Below are 12,944 nucleotides of genomic sequence, written 5' to 3' on the forward strand. Positions count from 1 at the left end.
TGTAACTTCGTTGGCTGGACAAGGGGAATCATGATGTTAGCCATTCACCAAGCTATGCTGTATTTACATATTCTGCTCGGTACTGTTGCATTGATTATTTTCTGGGTGCCCATCGCTGTACGTAAAGGTGGCAGCAGTCATGTATGGTTTGGCAGGGTGTACGTGTGGAGCATGTACCTGGTCGCGACGTCGGGGATTCTGATGTCGGTGATGGTGTTAAGTCACCCGGCATATTTTAAGGCAGAGCTGTTGCAGCGTGCGACGTCAGTACCGGCGATGTTGCAGCAAATCTATTACTTCTGGAGTATGTTGCTGTTTTTATCGTTGCTGACCTTTGTCAGCGTACGTCAGGCGATGCTGGTGCTCAAACACAAGCGCAATACGGCGGTGTTCCGGCGCTGGAGCTACTTGTGGATGCCTGCAAGCCTGTTCCTGGGTGGCGCCAGTCTGATTAGCATGGCGATACTTAGCGACGACCGCATGATATTGCATTACATTTTTGGCGGTATCGGCTTGGTTTCAGGCATACAAATGAGCCATTTTGCTTACGTTAAAGAAGCAGCACCGAAACGTTGGCTGGCCGAGCATATTAGCTCAACTATTGGTTCGGGCATCGCCGTTTATACCGCATTTTTTGCCTTTGGCGCGCGGCACTGGTTCAATTTCCTCGGTGACTGGCAGTTGCTGGCCTGGCTGGTGCCCGGGATTGTTGGCACTTTCGTTATCTTTTGGGCGACAAACCGTTATGTCGCGGCGCCGGTCAGGCGCTAACGCGGCATTGCACTGTTGTCGCCGCTGGATAACAGCATTACCGCAAAGATATCATCGGGCGCCAGCCATAAGCATTCACGCGTCCAGCCAGCGCTACTCGCCAGTTGTTCGAATTCGGCAGGATGGTATTTATAGGAGTTTTCAGTGTGAATGGTTTCGCCTTTCTCAAACTGAAACGACTCGCCGGCAATTTCTACCTGTTGATCCGTGCGGCTGCGTAAATGCATTTCAATGCGTCCCAGTTGCTGATTGTAAACCGCAACATGCTCGAACTGGTCCGGGTCAAAATTGGCGTCTAATTCACGGTTTATGCGAGTCAGGATATTCTTATTAAAGCGGGCAGTAACATTGCTGCTGTCATCATAGGCATCCTCCAGCATTTGCTGGTCCTTTTTGGTATCCACCCCTAGTAGCATGTAGCTACCGCTGCCAAGCGTTACCCGCGCATTGCGCAAAAAATCCAGAGCGTCGTCCGGATCAAAGTTGCCAATGGTGGAGCCGGGAAAAAATCCCATTGGGGTGGCGTCAGATAGCTCTAATTGCATGGGTTTAGTAAAGTCGCCTTGCGCAGCTTTTATGGGTAGATCCGGGAAGATGTCAGCCAGCTCAGCCGAAGCAGCTTTCAGGTGTTCACCGGAAATATCGATAGCAGTGAATTGCTTAACCATGGTGAGTTCCTGCAGTATTGGCTTCACTTTGTGTAAGGATCCGGCGCCAAATTCGACCAGTTGAATACCAGTTATCGATTTTTCCCTGAAATAGGCCTGCAGCTCTTTGCCGACCTGAGGTAACAGGCGCAGCTCAGTACGGTAGGGGTAGTACTCTTCGAGTTCGCAAATCTGGTCAAAGTATTTAGAGCCCTGCGCATCATAAAAATACTTCGGTGGTAATTCTTTTTGCGGCAGGCGCAGCCCCGCCAGAACATCCTGTAGAAATTCACTGTTCATAAGGCTTCCTGATTTTATTTGGCCAGACGTAAGCTGGTGAACTGCCAGCGTTGATGCGCATAAAAGAAGTTGCGATAGGTAGCGCGCATTTGTTGGTGCGCGGTAGCACACGAGCCGCCTCGCAGTACCCACTGGTTCGCCATAAACTTGCCGTTGTATTCTGCCAGCGCCCCTTCAGGAGTAGTGAAACCCGGATACGGAATGAAGGGGCTTTGTGTCCATTCCCATGCATCTCCGTACATTTGCTTGAGTCCTTTATGACCTGATGGCGCTGGCTGCGGTAGCAGGTGCTGAGATTCCAACAAGTTGCCTTTGAGGGCAACGGTGCGGGCAGCAACCTCCCATTCAAACTCGGTAGGCAAGCGGCAGCCGCACCAGCGGGCAAACGCATCTGCTTCATAGTAACTTATATGACATACCGGCGCGTTTGGATCTAATGGCTCACGGCGACGATGGGTGAGGGTATACCAGTGATCATTGCGGCGATGCCAGTAGAGCGGGGCCTGCCAGCCTTCCTGCTGCGCTGTCGCCCAGCCATCTGAAAGCCAGAGTTTGGGTCGTTCATAACCGCCATCTTCAATGAATTCGAGCCATTCGGCATTGGTCACCAGACGGTCACTAAGACTAAAATCCGCAACGAAAACCTGGTGTCTGGGCTGCTCACAGTCATAAGCAAATTCCGATTGAGCATCAGTGCCGATAAAGCACAAGCCACCTTCAAAATGAACAAACTCGCGCGGCGCAGGCTTGTGGTCACTGGCTGCGCTTAGTGAAGTACTGTCATCTACAGCCAGTGCATAAGGGTTTAACGACAACGCATGCTTAATGTCGGTCACTAACAATTCCTGATGCTGCATTTCATGATGTAGACCGATAGTAACGCCAGCTTCAATGTCGGTGTTTGCAGTAGGCAGTAATTGTGCCATGGCCTTATCGACATATTCGCGGTATGCAAGAACTTCCTCCAGTGGCGGCCGCGACAGCAACCCCCGTTGCGGCCTGGGATGTCGTTCGCCAACGGTTTCATAATAGGAATTGAACAGGTACTGATACGCCTCGTCAAAAGGCTTATACCCGGACAGGTAGGGTTGCAGTAGAAAGGTTTCAAAAAACCAGGTGGTATGTGCCAGATGCCATTTCGTCGGACTTGCGTCAGGCATTGACTGCAGCAGCATATCCTCCGCGCTTAGGTCCTCAATCAGTGCCATGGTTTGCGCACGCACGCGCTCATACTGGGCGATTAAACTATGCTCTGATGAGCTTTCACTATCAAACGAGAGTGCGCCACTCGGCATTTGCTAAGTCTCCTGTACAACAAATGAGTTGGTCCTGGCGACCACCTGGTATCGCGATTCAGCGCGACAAACAGCCTTCACGTCCTATTTGAATTCTTGCTTGGCTGATTTAATTGCGGTTGATAGCGATTGTGTCGCTGACTCAAGACCGGTACTGATTTCAGACCAAGCGTCTTTGCTGGATTTCTTTAAGCTGTCGAGTTTGCTTTCGGCTTCGTCTTTTAACGCCTCAAGCTCCATCATTTTCTCCTTATACTTTATCTCACTGTCAGCTTCGGCCTGTTTGGCTTTGGCTCTGAGACGGTCCATTTCGGCTTTCATCTCTTCAATTTTAGCTTCTTGCTTTTTCTCTACGGCTTCTTTGTCTGCCATTTTTAAACTCCTCATTTACGATGGATTTAAAACTGTCTTCACTAAAAGCATGGTCAAGAAGGGCGAAACAATCAAGGCCGCGATGAATCACCTGCTTGTTTTAACGCCACTGCTCGTTTTAACGCTACGACAAGTAATCTTCGATCCAGCCAGGCTTTTAAACCTTGCGTCTGCTGCAGTTCCATACGCTCGAGTAGCTCGCTGTATTCATTATGACTGGAACCGAAGAGCACGGCCTTAAACAGTGTGCATAGTTTTCCAGGTAAGGTGGACGTGCGTTGTTCCAGCTGCTCGAGCGCCTGCTTCAACTCAATCTCATCGTCACTAAGCTCAGTGCCGAAGGGGAATGCCGGGAACAGACCCTGCTTCTGAAATTGCTGAAGTGCCCGCTCGATGGCTGCGGGAGTATTGTTCTGCCACGCTTCAGGGAGACAGAAGTCCGCGGCGATTTTGCCGGCCTTTTTCGCCTCCTCTAACAACTCAGGTTGGAACCTGGCGTCGGCGATGCGAATTAAAGCAAGGTAAACCTCTTCATCGCTTTTTCCTCTCAGATCGGCAATGCCGTATTCGGTAACCACAATATCCCGAAGATGGCGTGGGATAGTGCAATGCCCATAGGAAAAGACAATAGTTGACTTGGCCTTGCCGCCAGAAGTGCGGGTGCTGCGCAAAGTTATTATCGAGCGGGCGTCCGGAAGCTCGTGTGCCATGGCGACGAAATTGTACTGTCCGCCCACGCCGCTCAACACGCGGCCGTCGTCCAGGCCATCGGAAACCACGGCACCACTCAGTGTGCATTGGATGGCTGAATTGATGAAGCGACCGGAAACCCGTTGCGCCACTTTTAGACGCTGGTCACCGAAACGGTGATTAGTAAGGTCATTAATGTAATTTACGCTGCTCATGCAGATTCGATCACGCTGCTGGGGGCTAAGTTGCCGCAATTTCTCATAAAAAGCATTAGGGCCAAGGTAAAAGCCACCGTGCATGACGGTCCCCTGTTGTAACCGCTCATCATCGCTGTGTTCCGGGTCGATAACACCGGCGTTAATCTTTTCTTGTAGCTCGGCGTCGGGGTACACGTTACGGGTTAAAATACCGGCTTCTAATAAATAGATGAAGCCGTCCACCATCATTTCACTGCAGCCATATAAACCCTTGGTAAAAGGCTCTGTGCCACCGGCTGTGGTGGCGATCGGGAAATGTTTTGCGAGGTCCAGCGCCTGGTATAGTTCGCGCCAGTTAGCGTTGTGCTGATGGCGCAAGCAAATGCTGTAAACAAGGGCAGCGCCTAACGAGCCAATACCGACCTGTAAGGTACCACCATCTTTAATCAGGCTGCTGGCATAAAAGCCAATCAAGTGGTCGGCGGGACTTATCTCCTCCTGCGGAACTGCAAACAATGGATAGTCAGAGGCTTCATTTTGCAGGATCAGATCAAAGGTTGATGCGGGAACTGCCGCGTCGCGACCAAAAAATGGCAGGTTTGGGTTACACTCGGCGATCAGAGCTATCGGTTGGTCAACTGTTTCAGCAGCGCGCAGGTGCCTGAACAGGTCGAGCGATAAATCTGGATTACAGCTTAAACTGAGCTGCTGCGTTGCTCGTGGGTTGTCATCGGGTGCGACCAGCTGAGCGATGACATTGATTCCGAGGGCAAGCAAATCACGCATAGCGTGCGTGTAGTTGGTGCAAATGTAGTGCTGCTGTTGCTCGCTGTGATGCAGAAAACTCCCCACCTGAAAGAAAAATTCAGATACTTTAACGTTGTCGGGGAGATCATGGTTGAGCACATCGCGGGCATAATCGAGTTCAGGTACAGCGCCATACAAACGCTCTATTATGGGCGTCATAAAGCGTGCTTCCAATCCGGCTGACGGCGCGGGCGGTAATAAAGACAGTGCGGTAACGATATGCAGCTCGATAGAAGGATCTGCTTTGGCGCGTTGATACAGCGCATTGGTAAAAAGCAGGGGCTTACCTAAGCCAAGGGGCAAACCCAGGGTGATTTTCTTGCCGACCCGCTGCAGCAGCTGATCAACACAATCGTTTACAGTAGAAACCCGCTGCGGGCGCTCATGAGGCATGGCAAAGTTCCTGCTTAGTCATCGCTCACACCTTCTGTGGCTAAAAGCTCATCTAGTTGTTGCTGATGAGCGTCCAGGCGATAGGCATGTTTCATCAGTCCCTGCCAGGGGTCTTCTTTCTGCGCCAGGCGTCGTGGGATTGTTTTCAGCGTCCAGCTTTGTGGGCCCGCACCATCTATCAGTTCATCCCACTCGATGGGTGTGGCAACGGAAGCGCTCGGCTGGGCACGCACAGCGTAGGGGGCAACCGAGGTCGCGCCATAAGCATTGCGCAACATATCTAAGAAGATTTTGCCATCACGCTTATCCTTGCGCTGCTCCAGCGTGTATTTGCTGCCATGGCGGTGCACCAGCAAACGTGCACAGTCTTTTGCGAATTCACGCACCTGGTCAAAATCAGCACTACGATCAAGTGGAACAACAAGGTGAAAGCCGTTAGCTCCTGAGGTCTGAATCCAGGTGTCCAGCGCGATTTCGGCCATGAGTTCGCGGACGTGAAGTGCCGCCTGACGTAATGCTGCAGCACTGTCATCCGTGCTGGGAGGGTCTAAATCAAACACCAGTTTGTCGGGATGCTCCAGGTCGTCGGTGCGCGATAAATAAAGATGAGGCGTGATGACAGCCTGATTGGCGAGATAAATTAAGGCCGCGGGAGTATCCACGACAGGTGCTTTAAAGTGTCCGCCCTCACGTTTTTCAATAGCGACGGTGGTTATCCAGTCCGGGAAATAGTCCGGCGTGTCCTTATTGAAAAAACTATCGCCTTGCAGGCCGTCGGGAAAGCGTTCCATACTTACGCCATAATGCTGCATATGCGGCACCATAACCTCGGCGACTTTCTCGTAGTAATCGATTAAATCGCCCTTGCTGATGCCCGCGTCAGGAAAGAATAATTTGTCGCGTTTGGAAATCTCGATCTGGTGTCCGTTTATTTCCATTGGTTCATCCTCGAGTTAAACATCGGCGACCTGGTCAGCAATTTCCTGGCAAACCTCGGTCGCTTCTTTGTCGCGGCGCAAGCCCTGAAAGCGCGGGTGGCGCAACTTATCATCGGCGGTCCATTCGCTGAATGCGACTTCGCAAACCAGTTTCGGGGTTATGAAGGTTATCTCGTCACCTGAGGGTGCGTCCGTATCAAACGGCGAGGTCTTGCGGCTTAACGACTGCAGCTTCTTATGTAAGCTTTTCAACGTCTGCTCATCAAAGCCAGTACCAACGTCGCCAGCGTAAATCAGCTCATTATCGCGATAAAAACCGAGCAACAGCGCACCAAACCCGATGCGCTCGCCCTCGGGCTCGGTGAATCCGCAAATAACAAACTCCTGCTGCATCAGGCATTTGAACTTCAGCCAATGGGGTGAGCGACTATGTACGTAGCTGCTGTCGGCGCGTTTTGCGATCAGCCCCTCCCAACCGTTGTCACAGGCTTCTTTATAGTAAGCGATACCGTCGCCGTTACGGTGTGCGGTAAAGCGCAGGGGGTCGTTCCATTGCAAAGCGCTGCGCAGTAGCTTTTTACGCCCGCGCAGGGTGCATTCGGTAATGTTGTGGCCATCCAAATACAAGCAGTCGAACAAATAATAGTAAACCTGCACATCGCTGGCGCGCGCTTCTTGCTCGGTACTGACATTCATCCTTGCTTGCAGGCGCTGAAAGTCACTGACGCCGTCGCTATTCAGTGCAACCACTTCGCCGTCGAAAATAGCGCCGCGCGGTGCCTGACCCTGCAAGGCTTCTACCAGTTCAGGATAGCTTTCATTTAGACATTTTTTGTTGCGCGAACATAAGGTTACCTTACCGTTGGTGCTGATGTAAGCATTCACACGTTCGCCATCAAGCTTACGTTCGTAAATCCATTTATCGTCAGAGAAATGATCATGGGTCAGCTTCGCCAGCATGGGGTCGAGCCAGTCGGGCATCGCTTGCTGACGCGCACGTTCACGGTCATCGTCATCTAAAAGCTCCAGCACATCAGTCATCATCGGACTCCGCTTGTTCAGCAATATCCGCTAAACTGCGATGGGTTTTGACCGAGTCAGGTTCGGTTGAAACCGGGTTGCGGCGGGCATCGGCTTTATCATCGTCTATTTTTACCAGCAGCCAGCGCTCGTCATCGCCGCTGTCGGTGCGAATTAATGCGTAACCACCTGTCAGTTTTTCACCTTCCAGCCAAATGGTGGCATGACCGTCTTCAAGTTGTTGTGCGATCGATTTCGTATCATCGTCATCATTGTCTTCTTTTAGGTTTCGATAGCAGCCTCTGTCCCATACCATGACAGTACCACCCCCGTATTCATCTTCCGGGATAGTTCCTTCAAAGTCAGCATAATCCAGCGGGTGGTCTTCCGTCGGCAGGGCAAGGCGTTTTTCTGACGGGTCCGTTGAGGGACCTTTTGGCACCGCCCAGGATTTGAGGACGCCATCAACTTCAATGCGAAAGTCATAGTGTAAATTGGACGCGTCGTGCTTTTGGATAACGAACACAGGACGGGCTTCAGCCCAATCGAAATCCACGTCGTCCCCCTTCGGCTCGGAGGTCTTGCGGAAGTCTCTTTTTTCCTGGTAACCATCGGTACTTTTATCTGATGATGCCATATCAGCCCCTTTTTGCCGGTGATGCAACTACTACCTTCTGCAATTTAAGCTGTCACTTAAGAAAAAAGCCAGCACTGCGGCTGGCTTAACGGATCATGACTCAGTGTGTACTCCTGCACGCTTAATTATAGGTGCGGGAAGCTTTTACGATTTTCAGAGCTAACTGCGGATCTTCGCAGTGATTAGCGATATCGCCGAGCGTCACTACTCCGACTAAATCTTTGTTTTCGCGGTTATTAAGTACTAATAAGCGCTGAACTTTCTGTTCTACCATATTTTGCACAACATCTTCGACGTCGTCGTCCTGATAGGTGTACAGGACTCGTTCAGTGGCAATGCTGCTGGCTTTATCATCCAGACTCTTACCTTCTGCTACCGCCCGAACAGTAACATCGCGGTCGGTAATCACACCGGTGACTTTGGTGGCATCGGTGAGCGGCTCAAAGCCACTTTTGTTGTTGCGCATGGTGAGCGCTGCTTCGCGAATACTTACGTTGTCTTTCAGGTATTGCGGTTGTGTCGTCATTACGTTTTTAACTTGCATGATTTTGCCTCCTTTCAACGTTTTATCTGGTAAAACTAAGGCTGCATATGCAGTTTTCCTGTGCAGCTATACTTCTTTACTACACCTATTAAGCCTAGTAACGGAAAGACGATTTTTCAACCTGACTTATGTTGTCGCCAGATGCGAAAGCGCGTCACCACATACCAGATGAAGCCAATCACAAACATCAAGAGCGCGATAATATTGAGTTGGCCACGTTGTTGATACTCATCAGCGGTCAGGTAAAACCAGAGTATACCAACGATAAACAGAACGACGGACACCACCCCTTGAATCTGCAGACTTTTGGAAGTGTTCTCAGTGGTGATCTGTTCCTTCTTCGGATGTTTTTGTTGCTCGGGCTTGTCAGGTTTCACGAAACCACAGGCAGGACAGCTGTATTTGTTATCCAGCACCTGATCTTCACACTTTGGACATTTTTCAATCGCCATTGCTACACCTGTTTGCTGTTTGGTTGAATGTCTATTATTAAGTGTAGAAGAAAGATGAACTTTTTCATAAGGAAGCGGCATGATTGGTAACAAAACCCGAGCTGATAACGATGAGCAACACCAGCGGATCCCACTCTGGCTAAAAGTGGCCTACACCCTGATGGTCGCCGTTATCATTCCGGTCTATTGGCATACCCTGGGCCCGACGAATTTCCTCTGGTTCTCAGATATTGCTTTAATTCTCATGGTGCCGGCGCTGTGGTGGGAGAATCGTTTGTTGGCCAGTACCATGGCCGTAGCAGTGCTGCTGCTGGAGTTATCCTGGATCGCCGATTTCCTCTCTGGCGCTCAGCTGACTCAGGTTGCGCTGTACATGTTTACTGATGAGAACCACTGGTTTGTCAGAATGCTCTCAGGTATTTTCCATCTGGCATTACCGCCGGTAATTCTCCTGATGCTTATAAAATACGGCTACGATAAGCGCGCTTATCCGTTGCAGATTCTTATCGCGTTAATCATCGTTCCGCTGACCTATTTGATCACCGAGCCGGAAAAGAATATCAACTGGGTTTATGGACTAGCCGAACAGCGCACAGACTTGCCGCCACTGGTTTATCTTAGCTTGTTACTGGCAGGGTTTATCCTCCTTATTTACACTCCTTCGCACTTTTTCTTTAAACGATTTTTTCCGCCACGTTAGTGCGAAAGCAGCATTATCTGAAAGTCTTTTGTAGCAGTGGATAAGAGGTAGCAGGCGAGCTGATTTAAGTTTCGAGCGGATTTTTGCTACACTTTAAGCGTGACACGAAAATGAAAACGCACTGACATTTTTAATGATTAAGGAGGCTTTATGACTGGGCCAATGAATCCGAAAGTTAAAAAACATGAGCAAGATCTTACTGAAGAGGAAAAGCGCAAGCTGCAATCTCAGCAAGATAAAGAAAATCAGAGTCGTGAAGATCATAGCCGTGCGAATTCAAACCATGGCAATCATTCGCAAAAAGACAAGCAGATTGCGCCCGAGCAACGGGGGCAGGACGATCGCTGATTGTTGAAAAGATATATCGATAGTAGTTAGTGACAACAAGCAGAAACAGAGATCACCCTGATCTAATGACCCTCAATAACTGGCTTGACCATTTATTGGGGGTCATTTTTTTATTTATTAATGGTATAAATCCCATTAGATTTGCCAGTCCAGATAAACGATCAGGTGTTGGTTCTGGATGAAGGTCAGACTCCTCAAGAGGTTCTATGCAAGAACGTGAAACGGTTCGGTTAAATAAGTTTATTAGTGAAAGTGGTATCTGTTCACGGCGTGAGGCCGACAAATTTATTGAGCAGGGCCAGGTCACGCTCAATGGCCGCAAGGCTGTGGTGGGTGACAAAGTAGCCGACGGTGACGAAGTGAAGGTGAATGGCCGACCGATTCGTGCTGAAGATAAGCAACCTTTTGTGTTTATCGCGCTTAACAAACCGGTGGGCGTGGTATCGACTACTGATTCCGCCGAACGCAACAATATCACCAACTTTGTCGGTCACAAGAGCCGTATTTTCCCTATCGGACGCCTTGATAAAGACTCGCAAGGGTTAATTTTTCTGACCAGTGACGGCGATTTGGTGAATAAAATTCTGCGCGCTGGTAACAAACACGAAAAAGAGTACGTGGTAACAGTGCAAAAACCGATCACCGCTGATTTCATTGCCGGAATGGCAGGTGGAGTCCCAATTCTCGGTACGCGCACGAAAAAATGTAAAGTGGTACAGGTCTCCAATTTTGTTTTTCGACTGACGTTAATCGAAGGCATGAATCGCCAGATTCGTCGCATGTGTGAGTACTTTGGCTATGAAGTACGTAAGCTCGAGCGTACCCGCATCATGAATATCCGGTTAGGCAAATTACAGGTCGGGCAATGGCGGAATTTGACCGAATCTGAACTGACAGAATTGATGAAATCTATCGAGAATTCCAGCGGACTGGCGCCGGAGGGCCATCGCAGCCGCCGCCCGAAACCACAAGCGAAACCGCAATCGCAAGGCAAACCCCAGGGGAATTCCAGGCATCGCGCCAAGCCGAAAATTTCAGGGCAGCGCCCGCAACGGCGGAACAAAAGCTAAAATAGCTGGTGAGCCCGCGAAATTAGTGCAAACTTCCTTTGTAATTTGGTGCTAAAACACGTAGATTACGCGCCTATTTTTTGTTCGGGTGTTCAAACGTGATTTCTGCTGCAAATATCACCATGCAATTTGGTGCAAAACCTCTTTTTGAAAATATCTCTGTTAAATTCGGCGACGGCAATCGGTATGGCTTGATTGGCGCCAATGGCTGCGGCAAATCCACTTTTATGCGCATCCTGAGCGGTGAGCTGGAGCCATCGGCGGGGAATGTTTCCATTGAGCCGAACATGCGCGTCGGTAAGTTGCGTCAGGATCAGTTTGCCTACGAGCAGTACTCGGTGGTTGACACTGTGATCATGGGTCATGAAGAGCTGTGGCGGGTCAAAGCTGAGCGTGATCGCATCTACAACATGGCCGAAATGAGCGAAGAAGACGGCATGCGCGTTGCCGATTTGGAAGTAGAGTTTGCGGAGCTGGATGGCTACACCGCAGAATCACGGGCCGGTGAATTGCTGCAGGGCGTGGGCATCCCGATCGAAACCCATTACGGCCTGATGAGTGATATCGCGCCAGGCCTGAAACTACGTGTGTTGTTAGCACAGGCACTGTTTTCTGAGCCGGATATCATGTTGCTAGATGAGCCGACCAACAACCTGGATATCAATACTATTCGCTGGTTAGAGACGGTGCTTAATGAGCGCCAGGCGACCATGATTATTATTTCGCACGATCGGCACTTCCTGAATAGCGTGTGTACGCATATGGCCGATATTGATTACGGCGAACTGCGTGTGTACCCCGGTAATTACGACCAGTATATGTTTGCGGCAACGCAGGCACGCGAGCAGCTGCTCAATGAGAACACCAAGAAGAAAGAGAAAATCGCTGAGCTGCAACAATTTGTCAGCCGCTTCTCTGCCAATGCTTCGAAAGCAAAACAGGCAACGTCGCGTGCTAAACAAATCGAAAAAATTCAGTTGGCTGAGGTTAAAGCTTCAAGTCGCGTAAGCCCCTTTATTCGCTTTGAACAAGAGAAAAAGCTGTATCGTCTGGCGCTAGAAATGCAGGGTGTGACCAAGTCTTTCGATGACGTGCAGGTGTTAAAAGACCTCAGCGCCATGATTGAAGTCGGCGAAAAAGTCGCGATTTTGGGTGCGAACGGTATCGGTAAAACGACTCTTTTGAAGTCTTTAGTCGGCCAGCACAAACTAGATGACGGTCTGATCAAATGGTCAGAGAACGTTACTATCGGCTATTACGCGCAGGATCATGCCGATTGGTTTAAAGACAAAATCAGCGTGTTTGACTGGATGAGCCAGTGGAAACAGCCCCATCACGATGAGCAAGCAATCCGTGGTGTGCTTGGGCGCATGCTGTTCTCGCAGGACGACATCAAAAAGCCGGTCACCATTTTGTCAGGTGGCGAAAAAGGACGCATGATTTTTGGCAAACTGATCATGCAGCGACCAAACGTACTGATCATGGACGAGCCGACCAACCACCTGGACATGGAATCCATTGAAGCGTTAAACCTGGCGCTTGAGCATTACGACGGTACCTTGTTGTTTGTCAGCCATGACCGTGAGTTCGTATCGTCGCTGGCGTCGCGCATCATCGAGTTAACTGACCAGGGGATGCGTGATTTCTCCGGCACCTACGATGATTACTTGCGGCAGCAGGCACAGCTCTGACGATTTTTTAGCTGCAATAACGCGGTCGACGGTTTTACTCTGCTAACGTCTATACTAGTCTTTAGGGGAATT

At 50.0% G+C, this 12,944-nt stretch carries 14 protein-coding genes; 5 read left to right on the top strand and 9 right to left on the bottom strand.

Annotation, left to right across the window (positions count from 1 at the left end):
• Positions 1-30: 30 nt before the first annotated feature.
• Positions 31-771: a hypothetical protein gene (locus tag CWI69_RS06955; protein WP_126763228.1), complete on the top strand. Its 741-nt coding sequence runs from the start codon at positions 31-33 to the stop codon at positions 769-771.
• On the opposite strand, the gene egtD is transcribed toward CWI69_RS06955, so the two are convergent.
• The 9 genes from egtD to CWI69_RS07000 form a co-directional block, all read right to left on the bottom strand.
• Positions 768-1,718 (bottom strand): L-histidine N(alpha)-methyltransferase, encoded by a 951-nt coding sequence (gene egtD, locus CWI69_RS06960; protein WP_126763232.1) that lies wholly within the window; start codon positions 1,716-1,718, stop codon positions 768-770. The genes CWI69_RS06955 and egtD overlap by 4 nt on opposite strands.
• Before the next feature lie 14 nt (positions 1,719-1,732).
• Positions 1,733-3,013 carry an ergothioneine biosynthesis protein EgtB gene (gene egtB / locus CWI69_RS06965; RefSeq protein WP_126763234.1) on the bottom strand — a complete coding sequence of 427 codons (1,281 nt, stop codon included), beginning with the start codon at positions 3,011-3,013 and terminating at the stop codon, positions 1,733-1,735.
• Positions 3,014-3,097: 84 nt separating this feature from the next.
• Positions 3,098-3,385 carry a sll1863 family stress response protein gene (locus CWI69_RS06970; RefSeq protein WP_126763236.1) on the bottom strand — a complete coding sequence of 96 codons (288 nt, stop codon included), beginning with the start codon at positions 3,383-3,385 and terminating at the stop codon, positions 3,098-3,100.
• Positions 3,386-3,456: 71 nt separating this feature from the next.
• Positions 3,457-5,472 carry an acetyl-CoA hydrolase/transferase C-terminal domain-containing protein gene (locus CWI69_RS06975; RefSeq protein WP_126763238.1) on the bottom strand — a complete coding sequence of 672 codons (2,016 nt, stop codon included), beginning with the start codon at positions 5,470-5,472 and terminating at the stop codon, positions 3,457-3,459.
• Between the two features lie 14 nt (positions 5,473-5,486).
• Complete coding sequence (gene ligD / locus CWI69_RS06980; protein WP_126763240.1) at positions 5,487-6,410, bottom strand: non-homologous end-joining DNA ligase; 924 nt, start codon at positions 6,408-6,410, stop codon at positions 5,487-5,489.
• A gap of 15 nt (positions 6,411-6,425) precedes the next feature.
• Positions 6,426-7,454: a non-homologous end-joining DNA ligase gene (gene ligD / locus CWI69_RS06985; RefSeq protein ID WP_241971056.1), complete on the bottom strand. Its 1,029-nt coding sequence runs from the start codon at positions 7,452-7,454 to the stop codon at positions 6,426-6,428.
• A complete protein-coding gene (locus CWI69_RS06990) occupies positions 7,444-8,067 on the bottom strand; it encodes a DNA polymerase ligase N-terminal domain-containing protein (protein WP_126763242.1) in 624 nt (207 codons plus the stop codon). Before CWI69_RS06990 ends, ligD (CWI69_RS06985) begins: the two co-directional genes overlap by 11 nt.
• A gap of 121 nt (positions 8,068-8,188) precedes the next feature.
• On the bottom strand, positions 8,189-8,611 hold the full coding sequence (locus tag CWI69_RS06995; protein ID WP_126763244.1) for a CBS domain-containing protein: 423 nt from the start codon (positions 8,609-8,611) through the stop codon (positions 8,189-8,191).
• A 116-nt stretch (positions 8,612-8,727) separates the two neighbouring features.
• On the bottom strand, positions 8,728-9,063 hold the full coding sequence (locus CWI69_RS07000) for a zinc ribbon domain-containing protein (protein ID WP_126763245.1): 336 nt from the start codon (positions 9,061-9,063) through the stop codon (positions 8,728-8,730).
• A gap of 79 nt (positions 9,064-9,142) precedes the next feature.
• On the opposite strand from CWI69_RS07000, the gene CWI69_RS07005 reads away from it, so the two are divergent.
• The 4 genes from CWI69_RS07005 to CWI69_RS07020 all read left to right on the top strand — a co-directional run bounded on the left by CWI69_RS07005 (position 9,143) and on the right by CWI69_RS07020 (position 12,872).
• A complete protein-coding gene (locus CWI69_RS07005) occupies positions 9,143-9,763 on the top strand; it encodes a membrane-associated protein (RefSeq protein WP_126763247.1) in 621 nt (206 codons plus the stop codon).
• Between the two features lie 150 nt (positions 9,764-9,913).
• Positions 9,914-10,111 (top strand): hypothetical protein, encoded by a 198-nt coding sequence (locus CWI69_RS07010; protein ID WP_126763248.1) that lies wholly within the window; start codon positions 9,914-9,916, stop codon positions 10,109-10,111.
• 206 nt (positions 10,112-10,317) lie between these two features.
• Positions 10,318-11,181 carry a 23S rRNA pseudouridine(2604) synthase RluF gene (gene rluF, locus CWI69_RS07015; protein ID WP_126763250.1) on the top strand — a complete coding sequence of 288 codons (864 nt, stop codon included), beginning with the start codon at positions 10,318-10,320 and terminating at the stop codon, positions 11,179-11,181.
• 98 nt (positions 11,182-11,279) lie between these two features.
• Entirely contained in the window at positions 11,280-12,872 is a 1,593-nt protein-coding gene (locus CWI69_RS07020) for an ABC-F family ATPase (protein ID WP_126763252.1), read from the top strand.
• Positions 12,873-12,944 lie beyond the last annotated feature (72 nt).

The sequence above is a fragment of the Pseudidiomarina halophila genome, assembly GCF_003987215.1.
GTDB classification, from domain to species: Bacteria; Pseudomonadota; Gammaproteobacteria; order Enterobacterales; family Alteromonadaceae; genus Pseudidiomarina; species Pseudidiomarina halophila.